Source organism: Paenibacillus sp. P5_B5 (assembly GCF_056400365.1).
The window spans coordinates 324933-351796 of sequence record NZ_JBFULK010000005.1 but is presented as its reverse complement, the minus strand read 5'-3'; the positions used below and the strand labels follow the sequence as shown (position 1 = coordinate 351796).

23 protein-coding genes and 1 riboswitch are annotated in these 26864 nt (G+C 41.2%); of the genes, 5 read left to right on the top strand and 18 right to left on the bottom strand.

What is annotated here, in order from left to right:
• Positions 1-30: 30 nt before the first annotated feature.
• From ytxC to AC1DOK_RS09370, 3 genes are all read right to left on the bottom strand, one after another.
• A complete protein-coding gene (gene ytxC / locus AC1DOK_RS09380; RefSeq protein WP_477553989.1) occupies positions 31-942 on the bottom strand; it encodes a sporulation protein YtxC in 912 nt (303 codons plus the stop codon).
• A 134-nt stretch (positions 943-1076) separates the two neighbouring features.
• Entirely contained in the window at positions 1077-2816 is a 1740-nt protein-coding gene (locus tag AC1DOK_RS09375; RefSeq protein ID WP_477553988.1) for a sensor histidine kinase, read from the bottom strand.
• The gene (locus AC1DOK_RS09370) at positions 2806-3522 is read right to left on the bottom strand and encodes a response regulator transcription factor (RefSeq protein ID WP_477553987.1); all 717 of its coding nucleotides are present in this window, start codon (positions 3520-3522) and stop codon (positions 2806-2808) included. Before AC1DOK_RS09370 ends, AC1DOK_RS09375 begins: the two co-directional genes overlap by 11 nt.
• 164 nt (positions 3523-3686) lie before the next feature.
• Here AC1DOK_RS09370 and AC1DOK_RS09365 point away from each other — a divergent pair, with 164 nt between their 5' ends.
• Positions 3687-4649, top strand: coding sequence for a peptidoglycan DD-metalloendopeptidase family protein (locus tag AC1DOK_RS09365; protein WP_477553986.1), 963 nt, complete (start codon positions 3687-3689; stop codon positions 4647-4649).
• A gap of 2 nt (positions 4650-4651) precedes the next feature.
• Here AC1DOK_RS09365 and AC1DOK_RS09360 read toward each other — a convergent pair whose 3' ends face one another.
• The 6 genes from AC1DOK_RS09360 to metA all read right to left on the bottom strand — a co-directional run bounded on the left by AC1DOK_RS09360 (position 4652) and on the right by metA (position 11808).
• On the bottom strand, positions 4652-5104 hold the full coding sequence (locus AC1DOK_RS09360; RefSeq protein ID WP_477553985.1) for a DUF2663 family protein: 453 nt from the start codon (positions 5102-5104) through the stop codon (positions 4652-4654).
• 421 nt (positions 5105-5525) lie between these two features.
• A complete protein-coding gene (locus AC1DOK_RS09355; protein ID WP_477553984.1) occupies positions 5526-6440 on the bottom strand; it encodes a hypothetical protein in 915 nt (304 codons plus the stop codon).
• Between the two features lie 613 nt (positions 6441-7053).
• The gene (gene mqnC, locus AC1DOK_RS09350) at positions 7054-8199 is read right to left on the bottom strand and encodes a cyclic dehypoxanthinyl futalosine synthase (RefSeq protein ID WP_477553983.1); all 1146 of its coding nucleotides are present in this window, start codon (positions 8197-8199) and stop codon (positions 7054-7056) included.
• 279 nt (positions 8200-8478) lie between these two features.
• Entirely contained in the window at positions 8479-9678 is a 1200-nt protein-coding gene (locus AC1DOK_RS09345) for a trans-sulfuration enzyme family protein (RefSeq protein WP_477553982.1), read from the bottom strand.
• On the bottom strand, positions 9675-10847 hold the full coding sequence (locus AC1DOK_RS09340) for a PLP-dependent transferase (RefSeq protein WP_477553981.1): 1173 nt from the start codon (positions 10845-10847) through the stop codon (positions 9675-9677). The genes AC1DOK_RS09345 and AC1DOK_RS09340 overlap by 4 nt, the downstream gene beginning before the upstream one ends.
• Positions 10848-10893: 46 nt before the next feature.
• Positions 10894-11808 (bottom strand): homoserine O-acetyltransferase MetA, encoded by a 915-nt coding sequence (metA, locus tag AC1DOK_RS09335; protein WP_477553980.1) that lies wholly within the window; start codon positions 11806-11808, stop codon positions 10894-10896.
• 85 nt (positions 11809-11893) lie between these two features.
• Positions 11894-12019, bottom strand: a riboswitch (SAM riboswitch).
• A gap of 373 nt (positions 12020-12392) precedes the next feature.
• Here metA and corA point away from each other — a divergent pair.
• On the top strand, positions 12393-13331 hold the full coding sequence (gene corA, locus AC1DOK_RS09330; RefSeq protein WP_477553979.1) for a magnesium/cobalt transporter CorA: 939 nt from the start codon (positions 12393-12395) through the stop codon (positions 13329-13331).
• 68 nt (positions 13332-13399) lie between these two features.
• On the opposite strand, the gene AC1DOK_RS09325 is transcribed toward corA, so the two are convergent.
• Both AC1DOK_RS09325 and AC1DOK_RS09320 read right to left on the bottom strand, forming a co-directional pair.
• On the bottom strand, positions 13400-14029 hold the full coding sequence (locus tag AC1DOK_RS09325; RefSeq protein ID WP_477553978.1) for a VC0807 family protein: 630 nt from the start codon (positions 14027-14029) through the stop codon (positions 13400-13402).
• A gap of 165 nt (positions 14030-14194) precedes the next feature.
• Positions 14195-15232, bottom strand: a complete 1038-nt coding sequence (locus tag AC1DOK_RS09320) for an HRDC domain-containing protein (RefSeq protein WP_477553977.1) — start codon at positions 15230-15232, stop codon at positions 14195-14197.
• 154 nt (positions 15233-15386) lie between these two features.
• Here AC1DOK_RS09320 and AC1DOK_RS09315 point away from each other — a divergent pair, with 154 nt between their 5' ends.
• From AC1DOK_RS09315 to AC1DOK_RS09305, 3 genes are all read left to right on the top strand, one after another.
• Positions 15387-16586, top strand: a complete 1200-nt coding sequence (locus AC1DOK_RS09315; RefSeq protein WP_477553976.1) for an MFS transporter — start codon at positions 15387-15389, stop codon at positions 16584-16586.
• A gap of 103 nt (positions 16587-16689) precedes the next feature.
• Complete coding sequence (locus AC1DOK_RS09310; RefSeq protein ID WP_477553975.1) at positions 16690-16983, top strand: DUF3055 domain-containing protein; 294 nt, start codon at positions 16690-16692, stop codon at positions 16981-16983.
• Between the two features lie 24 nt (positions 16984-17007).
• Positions 17008-17967 carry a formylglycine-generating enzyme family protein gene (locus AC1DOK_RS09305; protein ID WP_477554125.1) on the top strand — a complete coding sequence of 320 codons (960 nt, stop codon included), beginning with the start codon at positions 17008-17010 and terminating at the stop codon, positions 17965-17967.
• A 54-nt stretch (positions 17968-18021) separates the two neighbouring features.
• On the opposite strand, the gene AC1DOK_RS09300 is transcribed toward AC1DOK_RS09305, so the two are convergent.
• The 7 genes from AC1DOK_RS09300 to AC1DOK_RS09270 all read right to left on the bottom strand — a co-directional run bounded on the left by AC1DOK_RS09300 (position 18022) and on the right by AC1DOK_RS09270 (position 26730).
• Entirely contained in the window at positions 18022-19158 is a 1137-nt protein-coding gene (locus AC1DOK_RS09300) for an ROK family protein (protein WP_477553974.1), read from the bottom strand.
• A gap of 66 nt (positions 19159-19224) precedes the next feature.
• Entirely contained in the window at positions 19225-20112 is an 888-nt protein-coding gene (locus tag AC1DOK_RS09295) for a 5'-3' exonuclease (protein WP_477553973.1), read from the bottom strand.
• A 313-nt stretch (positions 20113-20425) separates the two neighbouring features.
• Positions 20426-21859 carry an aldehyde dehydrogenase family protein gene (locus tag AC1DOK_RS09290; RefSeq protein ID WP_477554124.1) on the bottom strand — a complete coding sequence of 478 codons (1434 nt, stop codon included), beginning with the start codon at positions 21857-21859 and terminating at the stop codon, positions 20426-20428.
• 30 nt (positions 21860-21889) lie between these two features.
• The gene (locus tag AC1DOK_RS09285) at positions 21890-22777 is read right to left on the bottom strand and encodes a dihydrodipicolinate synthase family protein (protein ID WP_477553972.1); all 888 of its coding nucleotides are present in this window, start codon (positions 22775-22777) and stop codon (positions 21890-21892) included.
• Positions 22778-22902: 125 nt separating this feature from the next.
• The gene (rpoN, locus tag AC1DOK_RS09280; RefSeq protein WP_477553971.1) at positions 22903-24219 is read right to left on the bottom strand and encodes an RNA polymerase factor sigma-54; all 1317 of its coding nucleotides are present in this window, start codon (positions 24217-24219) and stop codon (positions 22903-22905) included.
• A 251-nt stretch (positions 24220-24470) separates the two neighbouring features.
• Positions 24471-25553 (bottom strand): proline racemase family protein, encoded by a 1083-nt coding sequence (locus tag AC1DOK_RS09275; protein WP_477553970.1) that lies wholly within the window; start codon positions 25551-25553, stop codon positions 24471-24473.
• Positions 25543-26730 (bottom strand): NAD(P)/FAD-dependent oxidoreductase, encoded by a 1188-nt coding sequence (locus tag AC1DOK_RS09270; protein WP_477553969.1) that lies wholly within the window; start codon positions 26728-26730, stop codon positions 25543-25545. Before AC1DOK_RS09270 ends, AC1DOK_RS09275 begins: the two co-directional genes overlap by 11 nt.
• Positions 26731-26864: the final 134 nt, after the last annotated feature.

The window sequence follows — 26864 nt, the reverse complement described above, 5'->3', positions numbered from 1 at the left end:
ACTTACTTTATAACGGATGAGCAGTACTTGTCAATATTGTAGGATCTCTCCAAAAAAGCCATGACAGACTGGGCAATGGGAGCACAATTCCGTCCGATCTTCAAAAATCTGCATAATTGTTTTTATAATGGGAAGTTCAGGTTCTTTGGTATGAATATAAATATTCGCAGGTGATACAGTAATTAGTGTGGAGACGATCATATCCTCAAAATTCATATCTTTCTCCAGAAACTCCGTTGTAAGCGTAGATTCAAATCGATTGGCATCTACTGGCTGCATCATCTCATTAAGAATCGTAAATTCATGCCCCCCTTTATGGAGCAAATGTACGCCTGAAATTTTGGATTCTTGGATATAGACAAAGTATTTAAGCAACGCAATAAATTCCTTGTATTGACGCTCCATCATAAACTCATCAATCGCGTATTCCACGATTTCACGCATTTCTTCCATATAATCATCTAGACGAAAACGAATGAATCCAGTTAAATTAATCGTCTTATTTTCCATTATATATTGATGTAGATGTGTACTCATTTTGAGGACGCGACGAACCCTTGATTGTTCTAAATCTTGAATTGATTCACAAGAACCACACAGAAATTGATCACAATATTGCTTGATTTGCTGTATTTCCTCACGATCACGATAGTGAAATTCTTTGGTTATAATATCCTGGATTATGCTAGGTGTTTCCTCATTAATGACATGCTGAGCAAGCGCAATGGATACCGCATCAAAAATTTGAACATCCATCTCTTCAGTATCATTACTAAACAAGTCTGCATGAATGGTTATTTGGTCAAACTGCTCAAACGATTGGCAATTAATCGTTTCCTGCATACGACCGTTATGTAAATTTCCCAGTTCAATTGTTATTCGTTCACATAATTTAGACACATAGGACTTCGATGGCTTGACAATGATCGATAATAGCTTCACACGCTCACTTCCTTTCTATTGCCTCTCACGTTGATATTCCTCTGCTTTAAGCTAAGTATATGGCTCAGCATCGACAGATATACGACGAACAATTTGGCAGAAAGCAAACGTATGATTTCTAAATTACAAGTTCCTCACAATTGAAAACTCAGATCAATTTGAGTTCCTTGGCCCTTAGCACTTATAACCTCAATTGTACCCCTATGCTTAAGTACGAGCTGCTTGGCAATAGCCATTCCTAAACCCGTACCATTCCCGATTCCCTCCGTATTCGTTCCTCTATAATATCGCTCAAAAAGCTGATTCATTGTCTCTTCATCCATGCCCTCACCATCATCCTGAAATTGAATACTAAATCCTTTATTCTGATAATAAATGGTCACCTGTACCTTGGTCCCAATGGGATTATGAATAAATGCATTCGCTAACAAATTCATCATGATCCGTTTGAATCCATTCGTATCGATAGGATAAATAATGGGCTCACTCGCTTGTTCAAGCGTAAGTTCTGCTGTCTCATAGTTTGGATCATTCATAAATTGCACCATACATAATTGAACAAATTGATTGATTTCAACCTTGTCAAAATGCAATACATCCGAATCGTTCTGAAGACGATATGTCATACTGAGATCAGCGATTAGCAGATCCATGTAATCCGCTTTATCATTAATGATGGCTGCGAACTCATGTATTTCCTCATTCGTCCATTCATAATTCTCAGCTTTAAGCATGTGCGCATAACCCATAATAGAGGAAAGTGGTGTTTTCATATCGTGGGTGACTCCTGCGATCCATTCCTCTTTGGTCTTCTCTAATTGGAGACGAACTTCATCATTACGCTTCAAACTATCCGTTAGATGCCGCAAAGATTGTATAATATCCGCGTACATTCGATATTTTCGTCTAATTTTACCTGTTCTTGTCTGACTTTTGGGCCGCCCTGACAGATCATGCGGTTCTTCATATTGCCCCAGAGCTAAATTACGGAGCCAATTCATCATATGTAAGATCGGTGTGCCAAATCGATTCCCGTACCACAAAGACAGAAATAAGAAAATCACAATGATTACCACTATAATAAAAATAAATCCCATAAATACAATGGCAAGCTCTGGTGTTAAGCTAGGATTCGACTTAACGCCGTTTTGCAAAGGAACATGTAAAAGCCAGGTCTGCATAGCTTCCGCATCATATTCAAAATAAAGCTTACTTTGATATCGCTCACTATACATCGATCTCAGTGTTAGTTCTTGAACGGTATAATGATCGGGTGCATCAGCCGCTTTAAATCGTGATGCAATCTCCAATCCGCGTGCATCTAGAACTTGTATATAACCATTCATATCTTGAATTTGCTTGATAAGTGCTGGTGATAAATCAATATGACCGTTCTGTAAAATAGCAGATTGCTTAATCTCACTCACCAAGTCTATGCTTTCCTTAGGCGTGCCATACAATAACGTATACATCGTATTGTCTTTGGGCTCTATCCAAATATACAAGTGATACGGAAACTCCATTTGACCATTTATATACGAAGCGAGTTCCCCTGCTGTATAGAAGGTCGGTACATCATCTGGCTTATGATAGGAGGAGATTACCTCACCTTGTTCATTAAGTACTTGCAGCCATCCCCCTTGCTTTCGTGCACTCTCAAGCAGTTGCTCATCAAAAACAACCTGCCCGTCCTTCAGAGTTATCGACTCGATCAGCATCGGAAGGCCAGTAGATGCAAAGTCTTTGTTCATTTCCACTTCTAATAATTTGTTTACTATAACAAAGAAGGTTCCTACGATCAGCATGATCATGAGCACACCCGCTATTATGAGCTGCCAGACGAATTGTCCTGTCAATCGCTTCCTAGCGCTCATGGATAGCCTCTTTTCGAACAAGCTTATATCCAAGCCCTCTTACCGTTATTAAATACTCTGGGGCACTTGATTTTTTCTCAATCCGCTCCCGAATACGATGGATATGCACCATCACTGTATTATCATCTGAAATGCTTTGCTCCCCCCATACCTGTTCATACAGCTGTGCTTTACTAAATAAACGATTTGGATTTTGGCAGAAGAATAGTAACAGCCCAAATACCTGTGAAGGACATTCAACAAGCCTCCCCTCAACACGCAGCTCACCAGCATGCTCATCCAAAGTAAATCTTCCAAAATCATAAATTTTAGGAATGGTAACGATCTGTTCCGAGGGAAGATATCGACGTAATTGAGCTTTTATGCGCGCGACAACCTCTAGTGGATTAAAAGGCTTCGTAATATAGTCATCACCGCCTACAGCAAACCCGGTTAATTTATCAAAATCAGTCATGCGTGCCGTCAAGAAAAGAATCGGTGCATTCGTCGTTCTACGTATGAAGGGGCAGATGTCAAAGCCACTTTGCTTAGGGAGCATGACATCTAGAATAATGAGGTCATAACGTTTTCTCTCACAAGACGCAATCGCTTGCTCTCCCGTAATAGCTGTATCTATATGCTTGAAGCCTTCTTTATGAAGAATTATTGTTAACATTTTGAGAATAGCCTGCTCATCGTCGACAAGCAAGATTTGTGCGTTATCCATGAAATCCTCTCCTAGTAGCTTTATATGACTAAGAATAACATGCTTATCGCGGTGCAAATCGAATATCGCTGAAAATTAAGGTAATTGTAAGATTCAACTTAAGGCTCTCGTAAAGTTACTACCCTATGATAAGTATACATACATAAATAAAGGGGGCTAACCATATGAGCGCAGTGAAGAGAATGAGTAAGTGGATCATTGCTATCGTGAGTCTAAGTTTACTTATAAGCTGTAGTGGGCCAAAAGGAGTGAGTACAATCGAGACAATAGAAATTGAACAATTGAACGAGTTTTTCTTGCAGGGGGATTTTGAACGTATCTATAGACAGATGTCTGAGGATTTTCAAAAAGAGGTATCACTTCAAGACTTACGATCACTTGGAGAACAATTTAATGAAGGTGTAACCGAATATGTATTCCAAACGAGTCTGCCACTTGATCCGAACCAAACACAATACATTTGGTTTGATCAAACCGGTACCAAAAGCATCGTAGCTTTTGCAGACCATACAGGCATAATCTCAGGCTTAATGATTCAGCCGAATCTAACATTCCGAGAAACAGATCAAATCTATACGAAGAATACTTACATCATGCCGATCGAGGAGAAATGGTTCACCTTTTGGGGTGGGACAAATGAAATACTCAACTACCATTATCCTTATGAAAGCCAGCGTTACGCATATGATCTTGTTGTAATGAAAGATAATCAAACCTTTGAAGGAAATGATGCAGTCAATGAGAGTTATTATGCTTATGAGAAGCCTGTGGTTGCTCCTGCGGACGGGGTTGTAGTCGATGTGGAGATGAATGTGCAAGATAATGTGCCTGTAGGCCAAATGAACGAGCAAGAGCCCTACGGAAATTATGTAATCATCGACCATGGGAATCAGGAATACAGCGTAGTTGCTCATATGAAACACCAATCAGCCACCGTCAAGATTGGGGATCAAGTTAAACAAGGGGATCCTATCGGACTATGCGGAAATTCGGGGAATTCCAGTGAGGCTCATATTCATTTCCAAGTACAGAATTCACCCGATTTAGAAGCCGGGAAGTCCATTCGTATACGACTCAAAGGCGATATTGAACCAATTCGCGGACAGTTCGTCAAACCGGGCATATAAGACTACTGTTTCGTTTTGTATACCATATTAATGCCATACTCTTCATTCATTTTTTGGGATATCCGATCTCTAATTTCTGAGCTTGTATTTTTGAGCCAGGAAGTATACAGCTTATCAATCACTTCTGATCTCAGACCTTCATATTTCTTTTTCATGGATTCGACCTTCTTGGATACATTGCTTGTATAAATAACACATGTAACACTAGCAAGAAGAAGAGTCAGTAGAAGCTTTTCATTCGTCAACGCACTTAGGATATAGAGAACATCGCCATGGGATGGAATTAGAGTAAGCTTCAGAAATGCGAGTCCAAACAGGGCCATGAAAAATATACTTGCCGTTACACTGTACCTCAGTCGTTGCTTCAGATTATTGAGCTTGTTGTTACTTTTGATTAATGTCTCAAGCATCTTTTGTGAGTCCGCTGATATTCCGAATTCATTCCACATCTTCATATACACCACCTTTTGTACACATTGTATGCGGTTGTCCAACTGAATAACACGATTAAAAACAAAGAACGCTTATCTAACATCGCCCTAGTAGTAGGAGTGATGAGATAAGCGTTCCATTTAGAGTATTCTATCTAATTAAGTGATTAAGTATCGATTTATATATTCTTCTTACCTCGAACACACTAAACGAATCCAATTTCTGCATCATTAAAATATCCAACCACATTATGGACAAGATGCATGTTGTTTTTGGTAAATGACAATAAACTCTTTAATATGTTCTTGTTTTATATTAAGTCATCTCCAGACAATATGACATATAAAACACTTGGATTCTTTCTTTTACCTATCCAGAATTGTGCTCGTATCTAGTTGTTTATAGTATTTTTGTCATTAGGATCAATTTAATTATAGATTTTATTTAGTTGTTTGAGTTACCATTAGTTTGCAACATCAAACTAAGTACGCCAAATGAAAATGCAATCACTGTCACAATAGCTGGAATATAGGTAATGTCTTTATATAAAACCATTAAACAAAATATACTAATATTTAAAAATATAAATATTGCAACTTTAAACCATTTTGCCTGAATACTTCGCTTTACAATATATGATATTTTATTCATCATTGTTGGTTTTTCATTTTTATCAGAATCAACCATGGAAGTAATCCCCTCTAAAAGGCTATCTAATTCTTCATATCTAAATTGAACGTCTTTACTTAGTTTCTCTTCATTTGGACTATAAATTATTTGATTGTATGTAGATAATGCGTATAACTCGTTCACTAGTTGTAAAACTTTATTTATTTCTTCAACTTTCTTCTGTCTTAATAAGAAATGAATATTAAATTGCATGAAATTTATTATCTTTTCTATTAATATAGATTCGTTTTTGTCAGTCAGAAATATAAATCTATTGTTCATGTGCTGTTCCAATATATATAAATTACGAATTATTCTTGAGACAATATAATTAAATCTGATTCTTGTAAAATGTTTAACTTTATCTTTATTCAACTCTTCTTCTAAAAAAGAAACCAATATGAATAATTTTTCATTCAATGAATGCTTTTTTAATACATCGTTCTTATCTGCAAACATTAATAATACTGCCGCTAATGAAAATCCACCGTAAAAATAACCTAAAAACCACCTGTAATTTGAATTATCAAAAAACATATAAACAAACGAAACTAACAATAATAGTACAATAGTAATAACAACTAACAAACCTAAGTAAATAAATACTACATTTCTATTAATCTTCCATTTGTAGTTCGCTTTATCAGATATAGTTAAAATTTTATTTCGATAGTGTTCAAGCTTGAACATAATCTACCCTTCCCTACTTTCTACACTTAAATTATATAATATTGACCGTTTTCTATATTAGCAATAGTATAATTATACCATAAAAATTGTCGTAATTAGTTGTATTTCCTGTCTTGTTGAATCATCAATAAAAGCTGTAGATCATTCCGCTTGCTACCGCGCACTGAGTTTGGTAAACAGCATACTGCTTTTGCTTATGGATGAACCACTCACGAACTAAAGTAGTTGTAAGATCTTCCATCAAATCAGCCCTTGATTTAACCAAGTTCAAAAATATTTTCGTCTTTGAACAAGTCCATCTGAAATACCTTCTGAACACTTAATGTCAATGTATTTAAAGTACAAGTCATGAATAGTCAGTTACGTATAGTAATTCTTGATGATAAAAGTTGTATTTTTCGGACAATATCGCCTATTTTCTGCCGCGAATATTTCTACCAAATGACAAAGAACGCTTGTCTATATTAATCCACTTGTAGGGATTAATATAGACAAGCATTTTAGTTACTTCTTGCTAGAATAACAGGGTGCGTGCACTATAATGTGTAGTACATATTTGTCATTCAAGCTAAGTTAAATTTACGTCAAACACCGATTAATCTTCTCAATCGCCTTAATTTTGCAAAACAAAATCTTTATCCGCTTGCTCTGTATCCGTATAAACATGCAGAGTCTCATACTTCGTATTGCGTAAAGCCGGCACTTTACCTGCTTCACGAATCAGACGCAGGATTTCGGATATATTCACCTTATGCGCAGTACCTGCCGCGGACACTACGTTCTCTTCCATCATCGTCGAGCCAAAATCGTTACAGCCATATTGTAAGGACAATTTACCAACTTCTGGCCCCATCGTAACCCAAGAGGATTGGAAGTTTGGTATATTATCAAGCATAATTCTCGAAATCGCTAAAGTCTTGAGATAAGCTTCAGGGCCTTGACGCTCATTCTTTAGGGCTACACCAAGTGCAGTATTATCGGGTTGGAAGGTCCATGGAATAAAGGCAAGGAAACCCTTGGAATTCCAGCCATTAAGTGCAACATCATCCTGTGCATCTCGGATACGAAGCAAATGTAATGCTCGCTCTTCCATCGTTTCACCTAAGCCGATGACCATTGTACCCGTTGTATTCATGCCGATTTTGTGTGCGGTTTGCATCACATTCATCCAGTCGCGCCATGATCCTTTGAGCCTAGAAATACGCTGACGAGTACGGTCATCCAGAATTTCTGCGCCTCCACCAGGAAGTGAATCAAGACCAGCGACATGAAGCTCACGTATAACCTCTTCGAGTGAGAGACCATTTGAAACTTCCTGCATCTTCACGATTTCAGCAGGAGAGAAGGAATGCATCGTAATGTTGAACCGTTGCTTAATCGCACGTAGTAAATCCGTATAATAGGAGAAAGGTAAGTCCGGATTCGTGCCACCCTGCATCAAGATCTCTGACCCCCCGACATCCAGCGTTTCTTGGATCTTCTGGAAAATCACTTCATCGGGAAGTACATAACCATCCTTAGAGCCTGGAGCACGATAGAATGCACAGAACCTGCAATAAGTGTCACATATATTGGTGTAATTAATATTTCTTCCAATGACAAAGGTTGTTATCGGATCAGGGTGATGCTTATGCATAATCTGATTAGCAGCATGTCCCATTGCTTCAACTTGATCAGACTCAAACAGCGTTATACACTCATCGATATCGATACGGCCGCCTGAAACAGCTTTATGTAATATGCGTTCAATCGGTTTCAACAAAACACACCTCATTCTTTCTATTTATATGATTAATAAGTTCATCATACGTTCCTTTTACATTTCTTTAATCATCGTAACATATCCTATACACTTGTTGCTATATTCAAGAGTAATTCTTCCTTCTATTTCCTAGATTCTAATCCTTACGACTAACTTACAAGAGTGTAAGATTGGTGTCATTGTATTCGATAGCTGTAACAGATAAACCAGCCAAGAAGAAAGGGATCATCGGATCATTCCCTATCTTCTTGGCTGGTTGTTTGTATATGATCTAACTCAAGTTCTAGCGAGTGCTTGGTCAAGGTCGGCTAGAATGTCGGATATATCTTCTAGCCCTACTGAGAATCGCAGTAGCCCATCTGTAATCCCGCGGGCACTGCGCACTTCGCGAGGCATTGAGGCATGAGACATCATCGCTGGATATGACAAAATGCTCTCAACCGAGCCGAGCGAGACAGCGACTAACGGAACGCGCACAGCGTTCAGTAGCTTCCTAGCACGTTCGCCGGAACCAACGTCGAACGAGACAACTGCGCCATAGCCAAGCGATTGGCGCTCATGGATTTGGCGGCCAGGATGTTCTGGCAGCCCTGGGTAATATACCGCAGCAATATCGGAGCGCTGCGAAAGCCAATCCGCAAGTACACGTGCGGACTGCTCATGTCCGTCCATCCGTGCTTTAAGCGTCTTCATGCCGCGCATCAGCAGCCAGGAATCCATCATGCCAAGTACATTGCCCATGCCATTCTGAATGGCCTTCATCCGATTGCCAAGCTCGTCATTAGCCATGACAGCAAGCCCTGCGAGTACATCACTGTGCCCGCTTAAGAATTTCGTCGCGCTGTGTAGCACAATGTCGACGCCTTGTTCAATTGGACGCTGATGATAAGGCGTCATGAAGGAATTGTCGAGCATGGTAATCAGCCCATGCTCCTTCGCCCATGCCGTTACAGCTGAGACATCCGTAATCCGGAGTGTCGGGTTCGACGGCGTCTCCATGAACACAGCCTTGGTATTTGGCTTCAAGGCTGCTTTCACAGCTTCGAAGTTCGTCATATCGACGAACGTAGTTTCTACTCCCATCCGATTCATAATGGTTGATAAGAATCGATAAGTTCCGCCGTACACGTCTTCTGTACAAATCACATGATCCCCTGCTGATAGAATCATGAATGCTGACGAAATCGCAGCCATTCCTGATGCGAAGGCTAAACCACGTTTGCCGCCTTCTAATAAAGCGATGTGATCCTCTACCGCTTCACGTGTAGGATTTCCCGATCTCGTATAATCGAACACCGGAGGGTGATCGATATCAAAATGATGGAAGGTTGAGGCTTGATAAATAGGCACTGAAGAAGCCCCGGTTACTTTATCGATTTCCCCGCCAAAGTGTAATAGCTTCGTACCAAAGCCATAATCTTTGCGTTCCTCTTCCAAATCCTTTAATGGTTGCATCTCATTGTGTTCTTCACTCATCCGAGTTCACCTCCAGCAAGCTCCCCTTGAGCCATATCAAGCGCATACGCAAGATCAGCTTTAAGATCATCGATGTGCTCAATGCCAACAGAGAAACGTAGTAATCGATCATCTACACCTATACGTTCACGAATCTCTACAGGTATATCAGCATGTGTCTGTACTGCAGGATACGTCATTAGAGACTCAACTCCGCCAAGGCTCTCAGCGAATGCAATAAGCTTAATGTGGCGAAGAAGCGGTTCAACTAAACGGGCATCCGCAACCTTGAATGATAATATCCCCGTGTTGCCACGTGATTGTCTACACTGAATCGCATAACCAGGATGCGTCTCTAGAGCTGGGTAATACACATCCGTGATAAGTGGATGGGCGAGTAAATAGTTAGCAAGCTCTGTCGCATTGGACTCATGCCGTTCCATCCGAAGTGCTAATGTTTTCATTCCACGCATTAGCAGCCATGAATCCTGAGGCCCTAGAACCGCCCCGATTGAGTTTTGCAAAAAGAACATTTTGTCTGACAATTCAGCGCCCTTAGTTACGATTAACCCTGCAAGCACATCATTGTGCCCGCCAAGATATTTAGTTGCTGAGTGCACAACGATATCTGCTCCAAGCTCAAGTGGACGCTGCAGGAACGGAGTCAACAGTGTATTGTCAACAATCGTTAGTAGCTCTTTACCCTTAGCCCAATTACATACAGCTGCCAAATCAGTTACCATCATTAGTGGATTTGTAGGTGTCTCAATGATGATCGCTTTCGTGCTGCCCGGGCGGTAAGCTGTTTCTAGTTCAGTTATATCATTGGTGTCTACGTAAGATGCAAGTACACCAAACCGCGACATAATTTGTTCAAGTAACCGATATGTACCACCGTATAAATCCACTGAAACAATGAGATGATCACCCTGAGAAAACAATGCAAATATCGTTTGTAACGCAGCCATACCAGATGATAACGCGAATCCCCTATCACCCGACTCAAGTTCTGCAATTGCATCCTCAAGTACAGTTCGTGTTGGGTTCTTCGTACGAGCGTAATCAAATCCGGTACTCTGTCCTAGTTTAGGATGGCGATAAGCGGTCGCCTGATAAATAGGAAAGGAAACCGCTCCTGTTATTGGCTCGGAAATCGAGCCGATTTGCGCTAACCTACTCTCTATTTTCATCTATCATCTACTCCGATCATCTATTGTATGGACGGGTTGTTTGTCCTTATTTACGAACTAAATCATAAGGTGTCTCTTGATATACATAATAGTTAAGCCAGTTCGAAAATAATAAATTGGCATGAGCACGCCAAGTGATCATTGGGGTACGAGTTGGATCATCATTCGGATAATAGTTACATGGCAGCGCAATCTCCAGCCCTTTATTTACATCACGATCGTATTCCCATTTGAGTGTATACGGATCATATTCTGAATGTCCGGTTACAAAGACCTGCTTACCGTCCTTTGAAGCGACCAGATAAACACCAGATTCTTCGGATTCCGATAAAATATCTAATTCAGCAAGCTGTGCAATATCCTCATGACGCACTTCCGTATGACGGGATTGTGGTACGAAGAACACTTCATCGAATCCGCGCATTAAATTTATATGACTTTGATTAATCGAATGTGGAAATACACCAAACATTTTCTCTTTAAGTGAATACTTAGGAACTTGATAGTGATAATACAGACCTGCCTGCGCAGCCCAGCATATATGCATAGTTGAAGTGACATTCGTCTTGCTCCAGTCCATGATCTCTTGAAGCTCTTCCCAATACGTCACTTTTTCAAAATCCATCTGTTCAACTGGTGCACCGGTAATGATGAGTCCGTCAAATTGTTCATCCTTCACATCTTCAAATGTTTTATAGAAAAGAGATAAATGCTCTTGCGATGTATTCTTAGATATATGTGTCTTGGGATGCAGCAGCACAAACTCAATTTGCAAAGGTGTATTTGATAGCAACCGAAGTATTTGTGTTTCTGTAGTTTCCTTGGTTGGCATTAAATTAAGTAACGCAATGCGTAAGGGACGAATATCTTGTTGAAAAGCACGCGATTCATCCATCACGAATACGTTCTCAGTTTGTAGAATTTCTTTGGCTGGCAAATGATCAGGAACTTTAACAGGCATGTTACACACTCCTTTATAAATAAAATAAGAAAGACCTTCCTCATTTAAAGAGAAAGGTCACCAATAACCGTACTTATTGTGCCCTCTCTCATCTCCCAAAAAACACCTGATTGGCGCTTCCGCAAGAATTAGCACCGTACGATTTTCACTAGGAAAAATGCCGGTTGCCGGGTATCATCGGGCTAGTCCCTCCACCTACTCTTGATAAGAAAGTTAATATTAATTTGTATTTAATGTTACTTATTCTTACTGAAAAGTCAAGTAATTTAAATAAGACTTGTCAAGCACAGACATAAATTCCCTCATTTTACTCCTTGTACTGTGGAAAATGTAGGTATATACTAAACAAGTATTCGAGAAGACAACAAGAAATGTCTGATTGTCGTATATTTTAGCCAAATTAATCAAATCTATTTAAGGAATAAAGGGGGAGAGAAAGCATGGACGGTGACCCGGGCAGTTGCATCGTGAGTCCAAATATCATATATGTAAAAGCGCAGCGGACGTTACCTGTAATGCTTGCTCTTCTTAACCGAGCTTGTTTTCAGTAGTCCCTGCCTTTCGTTAAAGAAGGGGTGTATCCTATGAAAACACGCTTTGTCCAAAATGGCGTTTTTACGCTGATTGAAGATATCACCCTTGCATTAATTCCACCAGAAGATGGTTTCTATTGGATTGATGCGACGGTTGATGATTTAGATATTCTACAATCCATGTTCCAATTGCATGATTTGGCAGTTGAGGATTGTCTAAGTGAAGAAGAACAACGTCCCAAGCTAGAAATTTATGATGGACATTACTTTATTGTTGTAAATTCCATCCGATTTGATGATGAAGAAATTTTCTTGCGTTCTCTTAATATTTTTCTATATAAACATGTCATTATTACAGTTACCAAGCAAAAAATTAATGAAGTTCGTATGTTGAAGCCGATTTTGTGGGAAGAAGAAGTCAATGCACCTGATAATTTCCTGTATCATCTTATTGATCTTGTCGTTGATAATTACGTTGCGGTCGGTGATCGAATCGAGGATAAGATTGAGAAGCTCGAAGAAGATATTCTGATGCATACTAAGAAAACCCACTTGAACGAAATCGTCGGTCTACGAAGTGAAATACTATGGCTCAAGAAGGCACTCGTTCCTCAGCGTGATGTAATTGGCCATTTGAATAAGCGAGATCTCAAGCTGATCTCAGCTCCACTACAGAAATACTTTGGAGATATTCATGAGAATGCAGTTAAAATCGTAGATACATTTGATACACTTCGCGATTTGATGGGCAACTTACGAGAAGCTTATCAGTCTGCCGTCGCTAATAGGGCGAATGAAATTATGAGAATCTTTACTGCACTAACCACTATTTTCATGCCCCTAACATTTATTACTGGATTATTCGGGATGAACTTTACCAATATATTTGGTTTACTTGAAGTACCGCATGCAGATTTATATGCAATTGGCTTTATGACTTTACTAGGCTGTTTAATGTTTATTCTATTCAAGAAAAAAGATTGGCTATAACTTCATATTTCGCCACATATACAAATCAAGCAGCTGTTCCTAATTTAGGAAAGCTGCTTTTTTAAATTTCATACAACAGAAGAACTTGAATTGGACTGCTCCTTAAGCAGCTTGGAAATATGAATAATACCTAAAAATAATATCGCAGAAATACCCCAATTCATTATTTTGCGTATAATAATTCCCTTATCAAAGGCTTCTACACCATATTCTAGAATCAAACCAACTTTTATCGATGCTAAAAGTATATCTTTAAAAGCAAATCCAAGTGTAACAACCATAAAAATAAATAAGATTCTTTTTTGATAGAATTTCTCTTTCATTATTTTGCGATCATATCCTTGCATTTCAACAAAATCTAATGAAAAGAAAAGTACAATCGGCTTATGGAACGCGACAGTAACAATGAAAAATACAGCTGATATATAGGAAAATATGACATGATTCCATAACATTTGAATGGCAGATGCTGAAATGACATCTATTATTGTTCCAATTGCTAAATTAGCAATCATATAAATGCCAAAGATATGTACTTTTTTAATTAAAACAAAACGATAAATGCTATATAGCAATCCCGGTATCGAAGAGATCAGCATTGCGTAATAATCACCGATATAGTTTCTACTATAGTTCCAAATAACTAAAGGAAATAATACGAAGCAAATCAAATCCAAAATCACAATTTTATTACGCAATGGCAATCCCCTCTTATTAGAAATACCCACTATTAATTGTTAAAATATTACAAAATAACATACCATACGTGTGATTATTTCACAATGAATAATCTTTTCTAACTTTCCCTGCATAAAAAAGAACGGCTGCCTAAACAACCGTTCTCATTCTTCAGCAATATCTTTTTAGCTCGCTTGCGAATGTAAGTCGGGGTTATCCTGTTGTACAATTTTGGCTCTACGATATTGAATTCGCAGTAAACGTAACCATTGATAGGTACGATCTGAATCACTGCTCTTCAGTTCCGTCTGCTCACACAACGCCTGAAACACAGGCTTAAGGTAACGATCACCTTGCTGGTCAAAATGCTGCCAAGCATGCTCTTTATCCTCTGCTTTCACTTGCTCAAGCTCTAGCTCTATTAGAGGAGTTACATTATAGCCCTCGTGATCCATTTCTTCTACCATCAGAATAGCATCTCTACGGGAAATGGATAATTCCTGTACGATCTCATCTAGGGATATACCTTGCCAGATCGCTTCTAGAAATCTACGCTTTCTAGCTGTCTTGGTATACTCTGCTTTCATTTTGCGCTCCTTCTGCTCATAAATCCACTGTTGAAGAACAACGGGCTCCACTTCATGTTCAACCCATGTGAGTGGAAAAGTAGTCAATCGTTCCGTTGCCTTCGTGATCTTGAATATCTCATCACCATAATGAGTAACTTTATCATGACCAAAACCAGGGATTTGTTTCAATTCGTCTGCCGTTTGAGGCAATAGCGCAGTGATCATTTCCAACATGCGGTTAGTTGCAATCATATAAGGAGCTTTGGCAAGCTCAGTAGCCTTATCTCTTCGCCATTTACGTAAGCTATCCATTACTTGGACGTTAATATGCGATTCACTGTAGCATTGTAACAATGCATTCCATCTTGCCCTCTCACCAAGTCCGCGCTGAGAATCATCCCATGGAGCCGTTATAAGCGGCAAATAACCTTCTGAAAGCTTACCTATTAGGTTGGCTCTCAGCGAACTAATCAGCTCCTCCCAGTGTTGACCTTCATACCAGTTCTCTTGTTCATCGTGACCACTTTCCTTCGATTCGCTCCACATCGCATGCCAGATCCCTTTGTCCTCACCAATTACAATTTGTGCTGAAATGACGCGATTGTCACCTACTTTTTTCTCAAGTGTATTCATAAAAAGCAAGTTCAGAGTCATCTCCTCCTTCTTCCTAATGGTTCCGCAAGAAATACAAAAAAACACCTCTCTTACAGGTTGTAAGAGAGGTGCTTCCTCCGATTTCTTCGGTTATCCAAATAATACCATAGGACATCATTCACTGCAATATAATAATTGCAGGAGGTGTTAATCCTTGGTTATTCCTTCGGCAGAACTAATTCGTTCCTCAGCTCGCTCCATCACAATCATGTTAGTGTGGTGTTCTGTATCGGTATTATGCAGCTTATATGCTACAATACCTATGCTTCCCCTGTTCGGAGATGAATTTAATGCGTCACTTACTGCCACTGCTTGGGCAGGAACTACTTTTTCTATTGGATACATGATCGGTTGTATTGTGTTTGGTGCCTTATCCGATCGATATGGGACATCTACCATCATTATTATCGGCATGTTCTTACTTGCAGCTATTACGCCACTAGTTGGTCTGTCACATAGCCTATTATCCATGATCAGTATTAGAACGCTGCAAGGCATAATTGCTGCTTCCTATGCTCCTGCAGCACTTGCCTTCATCGTAGAAACATATCCTGAACGAAATAAAATAACAGCACTTGGATACCTCAGTACTGGCATGCTGTCTGCAGGTGTATTTGGTCAGTTACTCAGTGGATCAATTACACAATCCTTTCATTGGAGCTATGTGTTCTACTTTTTAGGAATCGTGTATTTCATAAGTGCTATTTGCTTAGCTTTGCTATTCAAACAGAACAAGTCTCCACAGCTTATATTAAGAATTAAACACCGTCCCTTTTCCTTATGGCATCAGTATGGATCAATTATGAGAAACACCAGATTATATCCACTATTCCTTATTACCGTAACGATCCTGTTCTCCTTTGTAGCTATGTATACCTTACTTGGAGTAAGACTTAGCAGTCCTGAATTCTCTTTATCACAGTCTGATATTCTATTCGTTCGAGCCTTTGGATTATTTGGAATACTGATGTCTCCACTTGCAGGTAAACTTGTAAAACAAGTTGGATTCTCTCGTCTACTACAATTTAATCTGTCACTCAGCCTTCTCAGTTCCATTCTCATCGGATATAGCAACTCGATTACTGCGATTGTTATCGCCAGCATCTGCTTTGTTGCAGGTATCGCCTTAACAACCCCACTACTAGTCGGACTCACCTCCCGATTAGCTGAACCAGGGACAAGTGTATTAGCGATTAATCTGTACTCACTTATTCTATTTCTTGGAGCGGCACTTGGACCACTTGTTGCGGCTTATAGCATTGAAATTGTAGGAAGTCAGTTTTCTTTCGTTCTCTTATCCTGTGTTCTAGCCCTATCGCTCCTATTCACCTGTTTCCTTCACAAAACCACCTAATTGATGTTAATTTTCAGAATTCATTGCTCTATAATATAAGGAAGGCTTATAATAAACTTATTTATAATAACTTTAATTTCCACATGAGAGGAAGAACATAAGTATGTCAGAATTTCAGCATTTGTATGACTATAGAGAAGAAACAACTACAAGATTCGTATGTATTCTGGGAAAATCCTTACGTCGGTTCGACTTAGCGCTGATGTCTACCAATAGCTTTTTTGGTAAAAAAATTGTCATTGATATGCAATCCGGAAGAAGTGCTATTCTTGGTCCCGATGATATAGCAGAAGAAGGCTATCTCGAGCATGCATTCAAGGTTACGGAACAAGAAGCAGATGAATTACGTGAATTCCTCGGCGATATTGTTGGTACTATTAATTTTACCGATATTTAATCTTTGGTTCTAAAGGTGGAGAAAATTGTGGCTTACGAAACGCAATCTTGCTGTTCTGTGTCTAGACCCTCAAGTGAAAATCGTCCTAAGCAGGATTCTGATCTAGTTGAATCACAAGCTAGCAACCTAAAGAAAAACATGATTCACATTCCTGGCGGATCATTCTGGATGGGTAACAATCATTCAGACGGATTTTCTGAAGACGGTGAAGGACCCATTAGGAAGGTAACTCTATCTCCCTTTTATATAGATGCTACTGTAGTAACTAACGCTGAATTCGCTCGATTTGTTCAAGAAACTGGCTATAAGACTGAAGCAGAGTCATTCGGTTGGTCATACGTATTTCATCTGCTCGTTCCTGAGGAAAATGCTAAGCTAGTTCAGAATGTACCCCAGCAAACACCATGGTGGTTTGTGGTAGATGGAGCTTACTGGCAGTGTCCGGAAGGAAAGGGAACTTCAATTGAGGACCGAATGGATCATCCAGTTGTTCACATTTCTTGGAATGACGCAAGTGCATACTGTAAATGGGCAGGCAAGCGACTTCCTACAGAAGCCGAATGGGAGTATGCAGCACGTGGAGGGTTAGAGGGTAAAACCTATCCATGGGGAGATTTGTTAAAACAGGATGGTCAGCATATGTGTAACATCTGGCAGGGCAAATTCCCAGAGAAGAACAATGCAGCCGATGGTTATATCGGCACCGCTCCTGTTCGCTCCTATCGACCGAATGGATATGGACTCTATAATGTTTCGGGTAACGTGTGGGAATGGTGCGACGATTGGTTCAGCCGAACGTATCATGTAGATAGCTCCTCGCATAATCCTCATGGTCCCAAACAAGGAAGCGCTAAATCGATGCGTGGCGGCTCTTATTTATGCCATCGCTCTTATTGTAACCGTTACCGAGTAGCAGCACGTAGTGCAAATACCCCTGATAGTTCAACGGGTAATATTGGCTTTCGATGTGCAGCAGATGCCTAAACATGACAAGAGCTATCCCTTAACCAGGGATAGCTCTTGTACATTCACTGAATCTCACTCAATTTGATCCATCAATTGTTGAATGATCATAATAGCAGCACCATAGACAACCGCTTCTTCTCCGATCTTTCCTTTGCTAAACACCATCTCATAAGCTTTGGGGTGATAGATTTTACTTAGAGCCGCTTGCGTTGCTACTTCAAAAAATAGCGGATGGCTATGAATAAGTGGTCCCCCAAGAATCACCTTCTCAGGATGAACTATATTGATTACATTCGCTAGTCCAATTCCAAAATAACACGCAGACTCAGTCACAACTTCCTTAACAAGGGCGTCGTCATTCTCTAATGCTTCTAATAAATCTTGGAATCCAATCTCTTCAATCCTCGAGGATTGATTATGAAGTAGGCTCCCTCGTCCTAATTTAAGCCGATGATGAAGCATATGTATCATTGCTGGAATCGAAACATACGATTCTAAATTGCCGTAATTCCCTTGATCCCCGAGCCTTATTCCATCTGTTTGGATAATCATTTGGCCGAATGAGTCTTCTTGATCAACCGAACGTGACAACAGCTCTCCATCAGACATCATGGATAAGCGCAAGCCTACACCTACATGAATGTATACCAGGTTGTTATTAATATGAGTTGGTTCAGCCCAATACTCACCCAATAATGCAGTGTTGGCACCATTATCTAATGTGACAGGTATACTTAATTTCTTTTCGAAGAAGCGGACTATCTCTTGATTCATCCAGCCTTTAACTGAACCAATACCCATGCCAAGAAGTTGATTAGGTGAGATATGATGCTCAGCTAACATTTCATCAATTCTTACTGCTATCATGGGTAATAATGCTTCTTGCGTATTGCCACCCGGCATTTCCCATTTATAGCTACTCATCTTATTCATATTGTAATCATATATCGCGACATGTGAGTAAGCCCTAGATATTTCAAGGCCAACTACATAGCCATAGGCTGGGTTAATTTGATATAAAAATGGCTTTCTACCACCGGTTGAATCACCATATCCCGCTTCTATAATCTTACCTGCCGATAATAACTCTTCAAGTAAACGTGTCATCGTGCTAGTCGTCAGTTCATAACGCTTAAGCAGATCAAGCTTTGAGATCGGTTGATACCTGCGGATGAAATCCAGAATTTCCTTGTGCTTGTGAGGAATCACGTAAACAACTCCTGTCCGTCAATACTACCTATTAAGAATATCATATCATCAGGCAAGTCTTGATTCTTAACTTTTCACTGCTTCACCGAGTATCTTGACAAGACCACCAAATTCCAATTCTTCAAATTTACTTGCTGTTTCAGCATGACGCAGATCCCACAGACAATCGTTTAGATTACACTCTATAGGCACGTCAAGTCGTATTCGAGCTAGGTCCCTTGAGAGATGTAACATATCCAAATTTTCTTGAATTTTTTTCTTCGTACTATTGGGGAGCATCTCAAGACATTCTAGACAACCCTCAATAGATTTATACTCAGCCAGCAGCTTAAGAGCAGTCTTTTCACCTATACCCTTTACCCCTGGATAATTGTCACTCGCATCACCCATGAACCCTTTTAAATCAATGACTTGCAGTGGTGTCAATTGCTTCTCCGAAAGTAGCAGATCTAAATCATATTCTATATAGTTTGATCTTCCTTTTTTCATAATGACAACTTTAACTCGCTCAGTTATTAACTGAAGCATATCATGGTCTCCAGTTAAAATATAAACTTCTGAGTCACTTTGAAGCTTATTTGACAACGTTCCAATACAATCATCCGCCTCGTATCCAACTATTCCGATATTGGGGACCCCCATCTCAGCCACTACTTCTTTCACCAAATCGAACTGCGGCAAAAGTTCAAGAGGAGCTTCCAAACGATTTTGTTTGTATTGGCTATAGCTCTCGTTACGAAAGGTACTACTGCCCATATCCCAACAACAAACTACATGCGTCGGGTTAAATGTATTAATTGCGTCAAAAAAGTATTGAATAAATCCATATACAGCATTAGTAGGCAAGCCATAACTAGTTTTTCGAATATAACCCGAATAAGATGTTGCATAAAACGCCCTGAAAAGTAAAGCCATTCCGTCGACTAAAAGCACCTTTTTTTTATCATCGCTCAACCTTGATCTCTCCACTCCAAAACTGATTTTCTATATACATAGTATCACGTTAGTATAAGAGTCTCCAATACTACATTTACCAATTGCAAACAGACATGGATTAACCGAGCCACTGAAAAACGTACATTTTTAACTTTGTGAAATACATATAGATAAACGCGAATTTCCATTCAATTCTAAATGTGAATCTGCCTTAACTTTAAGATTTTCGGCTTTAACATGTGGTTACGGAGCAACGCAAAGACGCTGCCCTCGCTACAGTAGCAAGAACAGCTCTTTGATTTGGTTAATGTTTTCGCATCAAATCGATGGTTCAATATAGGATCGAGCACGTTTTGATCTGACTATAGAAGTCCAGTGCGCTTTGCCCTTGCTCGCGTGCACCGGAGCTGGACATTTTGGTGCCTCCGAACGGAGCTTGGTATTCAACGCCAGCGGTTTCCAGATTCACGCGAACAAGACCCGCCTCCGCTTCATCCAAGAAGCGAAACGCCTTGCTCAAGTCTTGTGTGAATACCGCTGCGCTTAAACCAAAGACGGTACGGTTGCACAGCTCTACCGCATGATCATAATCTTCAGCTTCAAGCACTACAGCTAGCGGGCCAAACACTTCCTCCTGCACGAGCGGGTGATCCACTGCTACACCCGTTACAACGGTCGGATAGATATAGTGTCCAGCTGTATCTATGGACACACTTTTCGTCTGGGCTACCAGCTCTGCCTCTTTTGCAGCCAAATTGACGTATTGCATAACACTTTGGTATTGACCAGCCGAGGCAACAGGTCCCAAGTAGGCTTGCGGGTCAAGAGCAGAGGCTACCTTAATCGCTTCAACAGCTGCTTGGAGCTCTGTCAGGAAACGAGGAAGAATCGCTTTTTCTACGATAATCCGGCTTGTAGCTGTGCATTTCTGCCCAGCTGAGCGGAAAGCACCGCTGACAATCGCTGGAATCGTCACGGACAGATCAGCATCAGCCAGCACAACTGCCGCATTCTTCCCGCCCATCTCCGTTTGGTATTTAATATTGCGCTTCGCGCAAGCAACGGCGACTCGCTGTCCGATTGAGACAGATCCAGTAAAGCTGACGGCATTTAGGTTGCATTCCTCCAGCAAAACATCACCCAGCTGACTGCCCTTGCCGATGACCAAATTGAGCACACCTGCCGGCAGACCTGCCTTGGCGAATAGTTCCGCCAGACGAGTTGCTGTCAAGGAAGCAATTTCGGCTGGCTTCCATACAATCGTATTGCCGCATAGCAGCGCAGGTGCGATTTTCCATATCGGAATAGCAACCGGGAAGTTCCACGGCGTGAGAATTCCGACCACACCAAGCGCTACTCGCTTCGTATACTGCATAACATGACTGGCGCTTGCCGGAATAACCGAACCATTCGCACGCATTCCTTCAGCAGCATAATATTTAAGCAGATTAATTCCGCGCATAACTTCGCCTTTCATCTCCGAGATCGGTTTCCCCATCTCCCGACTAGACAGAGTGGCGACCTCTTCAAGCGAAGCTTCCAGAACACGCGCCATCTGTTCCAAATGTTCACCACGTTTGGCTGGTGTCAGAGTGGACCATCCCTTAAGCGCTTGCTGTGCAGCCTGTTCAGCTTGCCGCACAACACCTGCACCATTCAAATGTACGATTCCAACCTGTTCTTTCGTATTCGATGGATTGAAGATCGGAGTCTCCCCGTCACCTCCAAGGATCCACTCCCCGCCGATCCAATTTTTACTATTCATCATACACCCAGTCACTCCAATTCGATTGTATTACACCATTACTCCAGGACGATTGACCGCATATTCGTACGCTTCACGAACCGCTGCTTTGTAATCATCGGTAAGCGGCAAGCGAGGTGGACGAGTTTCGCCTACTGGACGACCTACCAGTTCCATTGTGTATTTAATGGATTGAGCAAGCTGAGGATATCCATCATAGTGGAAGAGCGGCAGCAAGTATTTGTAAATATCCATCGCTTCCTTCACTTTACCTTGTGAAGCTAGCTCCCACACTTGAACACTTTCTCTTGGCATTGCGTTCACATAGCCTGCGATCCAACCAGATGCACCTGCAATTGCCCCTTCTACTCCCAGATCATCTATACCAATAAATACTTCCAGATCCGTTTCGCGAAGAATATCATACACACGACGAATATCTGCGGAGAATTCTTTAACACCGATAACATTATCAATTTTGGATAATTCCTTAAGCACATCTGGAGTCAAATCAATCGGATAATCACGCGGATTATTGTATGCTATTACGGGCAAACCAACATTCGCAATGGCTTGATAATGTGCAATAACCTCACGCTCAAGCGGCTTGTAGTTAATCGGAGGAAGCGCCATGACACCTTCTGCGCCTTTGTCCTTGGAGAATTGCACAAATTCTACAATCGACTTGGTCGATGGTGAAGCTGCACCCACCATAACCGGAACACGTCCAGCAGCTGCTTCAATTGTCACTTCAACCAGCTTAGCACGCTCTTCATTAGAAAGAGTCGCATACTCACCCAGTGAGCCTGCTGGTATCAAACCATGCACCCCATTGTGAATCAGCCAGTCTGCGTGATCATAGACTGCTTTATAATCGACCTCCAAATCCTTCGTAAAAGGGGTAATAGTTGCTGCATAAACACCTGGAAATCTTGCCATTGTTGCTTATCTCCTCTCATTGTTTCGTATAGTCAGTTCTTTCCTATCAAATTCCATGCCAACTTGAATGCTTAACTGAAACAATCACCTTCTGAAAATGATCCAACTTTAATTTACGATACGAACTAACCGATTTTGTTACGCCTCATAGCAGAGGAAAGAATGTGCTCCTCTTCTCGGTATTTGGCAACCGTTCGGCGTGAAATTTGAACCCCTTTGGAACATAGTAGCTCCATAATTTTTTGATCGGACAAAGGATTTTTTCGCTCTTCCCGGCAGATGAATTCACGAATCATTCCCTTCACCATCGTTGAGGAAACTTCATCTCCTTCATCCGTTCTCAGCCCATTGGTAAAGAAAAATTTCAGCTCATAAATGCCCCTTGGCGTGTGGATATATTTGCCTCTAATCGCGCGACTCACCGTAGACTCATGCACTTCCAGCCTCTGCGAAATATCGCGCAAGCTCATCGGCTTCAGCCTTCCGCTTTCACCTTCAAAGAAGCTGAACTGCTCCTCCACAATGACGCAAGTGACCCGGAATAATGTGCTATAACGATGATCCAGACTGCGAATCAGCCACTCGACCGCTTTCATTTTTTCCTGATAAAATAGCGAGACGTCCTTACCCTGGGCCTGCTTCATGAAATCTGCATACTGCTTGTTAATCGTGACCTTGGGAACTGCCTTATTGTTCATCTCAATGACATACTTGCTCTCATCAACGATCAGTTCAGCATCCACAATCAGGTATTCCTCATCATATGAAGCGAATACCAGGCCTGGACGAGGATTCAAGGTACGTATGTATTCCAATATCCTTGACACATGTTCTTCCGAAATGTCCATGTCCTTGGATATTTTGCTGAACTTCCCTTTGGCCAGCTCCTGCAGATAGTCACGAATTACTTTCTCCGCCCCTATAACCGCTTTCTTATCTCTGAACACCTGCAGCAGCAGACATTCTTGCAGACATCTCCCACCAATTCCAGCTGGGTCGAACGATTGCAGCTTCATCAAGGCTCGATCCATCAATTCGCAGCTCAAACCCAGCTTTTCTCCAGCTTCACAAAGCTCAATGGCTAGGTAACCAGAGTCGTCTAAATTGCCTGCAAGAAATGAAACCGCTTTAAATTCATCTAGAGCATATTCAGTCATACGCAATTGATCCACGATCCAATTCTCTAATGACCCTTTACGAGCTGATAAATTACCGAGCCAATCCATACCCTCCAATCCTTGATGGTTGGATTTGGAATTAGAACGAAGGACCGGAGCTTCTGTCCATTCAATTTCAATCAGCGGATTTTCAGTTGCTAGTTCCTGTAAATAAGAGGTCAGTTCTGTGTTCGACAATTGGAGAATATGAATTGACTGTTTCAACTCGGGAGTCATAAATAGCTTGACGTTCTGTTCCTGATTCAAAAAATAACCAAGCTGCATTTACGCTTCACCCTTTCATGCTACTGCATCAGCAATTTTGTATATGATAAAATGCTTGAAGCTGTTCATATACTTATGGATCAAGTGCAGTGCTGCAACAAGTAGAACGAATTATCGCATACCTCTAACCTAGCAATTTCAATGCCAATTCAGCTTCAGAGGAAAAATAAATGTGTATGGCATCACTCGATGCACATAACCATTTAACTTATGCTTTCGTCCGAACTTGCGGTGCTTGCTGTTAAAGAAGCTCAGCTAGCCGCGTCTGAATCTTCTGTATTGTGCTGCACTGGGCTTATTGCACACGCTGCAGCGTGGTCATCAGCTGGAGGAATTAACAGGAATCCTTCATCCAATTCATCCTCCTGCTGTAGGAAGAACGTGTGCATGCCGGTTATCCAGGCAGAGCCGGTAATGCGCGTCCATACAGCAGGAAGTCCGCCAATTTCTGTCGTTCCGACGACTTGCCCGCGGAACAAGGAGCCTACTATGCTTTCATGCACGAAGGGTGCATTCAATTCAATTTCACCTTTTGTATACATGACAGCCAATTTCGCAGAAGTTCCTGTCCCGCAAGGAGAACGGTCGATCCCCCCTGGAGGTACAACGACTGTATTTTTCACATCGGCCTCCGGATGGGTCGGGTCGCCATAAAATTCAATATGCGTCAAGCCTTGAATGAAGGGTGCTGCTGGATGAATAATTTCAACAGACTTATTGATCGCTTTGCGAATGCGCACTGCAGTATCTACAATGGTAGATGCATTGGAAGGAAGCAAGGACAGTCCCAGCTTGCGGGCATCGATAAGCGCATAGAAGTTTCCGCCATAGGCAATATCACAGGAAACGCTTCCAATTCCATCCACTTCGACCTCTACACTGCGATACAAGAAAGCTGGAATATTATGAAAAGCAACAGCTTTGGCTTTGCCATTCTCAACGGTTATCTGTGTCTCAACAAGACCAGCTGGCGTATCCAGCTTGATCGTTGTAATAGGCTCCGTTACAGGAACCATTCCCGCTTCGACCAATGCTGTACAGAAGCCGATGGTATCATGTCCGCACATTGGCAAGTAGCCACCTGTTTCAATGTATATAACCCCGATGTCAGCATCAGGATGGCAAGGTTCTGTCAACAAAGCTCCCGACATTACATCGTGACCGCGAGGCTCGAACATAAGCAGCTTACGAATCCAATCATATTCCCTCTGCATATGCAGCATTTTTTCAGACATGGTCGAACCTTTTAATGATGGTAAACCACTAATAATCGTTCTTGTCGGATTCCCTCCAGTATGGGTATCAATGGTTTTGAATATTTTTTTAATTTGCATGTAGTCCCACCTCTCTGAACCGTTCATATTTTAGTGGCTCTGGAGCAATGACCATCTTCTCTTGACCGGTTACTAACTCACTCATTAACTGCCCTGTTACGGCTGCCAGACTTATTCCGTCACCTTCATGTCCTGCTGCAATAAAGTATCCCGGCAGATGCTCGACCGAAGATACAATCGGCAAATGATCCTTGGTCCACGGCCTAAGACCGGTATATGTTCGGATATAATTAAAATCAGAAAGCTTTGGGTAAAACCGCAAAGCACGTTTGGCCATACATCTAACAACATCCATGTTAACCCGCGTATCAAAGCCAACAAATTCACGGCTGCTTCCGATCAGGAAATTTTGACTTTCAGTAGGCTCAAATACTAAAGCAACGCCATATTTTTCTGTTACAGGGTCAACCTTGCGCTGTCCGCCAAACTTGGAAATCAAATATCCAAATTCCATCACTTTGCGCATACCAACCGGCTGCTGCCTAGAAGCAACAATAAGATGTCCCTTACGCGGCTCAATCGGAATGTCCAAATCCAGCATACTGCCAATTCGGGGTGCCCAGACGCCAGCAGCATTCACCACCTGCTTCGCTGTAAAATCTCCCTGATTCGTCCGTATGACATAGCCCCCCTCTCTTCTATGCTCCATGGACAATACTTCCGTATGGAATTTGGCCTTGACCCCATTTTTTTTCGCTTGCTCAAACAAGGCATAGGTCAACAAATATGGATTAACGGTGGAATCCGTTGCACATTCCAGTCCTCCATACAGATCATCTGCAAAATATCGGGATTCCTGTCTAATATCACCCCGGTCCAGCATACGGAAGGAAAGACCAGCCGCCTGCTGACTTTGCACCCATTTGTTTGCAGCTTCCATTTCTTCATCCGATTCGCATACGAGAATACTGCCCGGATTACGATATTCAAAAGGAAGATCCAGCTCCTGACTCAACTCATGAATAATTTGCTGGCTGACAAGCGACATCTGACTATCAAAGCCTGGATCTTTATCGATCGCCAGAATATTGCCATCACACCTGGAAGATGTTCCTCCAGCAAGCTCTCCTTTGTCCAACAGAATGACTTCAACATTACGTTTGCTCAAAAAATAAGCAATGGCTGAGCCGATGATTCCACCACCAACAATGATTATTTCTGCATGACTAGCATTCATCGCCTATATTCCTTCCCCAGTGAATTAAAATCCTTATCCAGCATTCATAGCAAGAAGTATGCCAAACCTTTCCGTTTACAAAAAATCAAATAATTTAAATAATTGTCTAATTCTGCTTACACTTTTGGTACAAC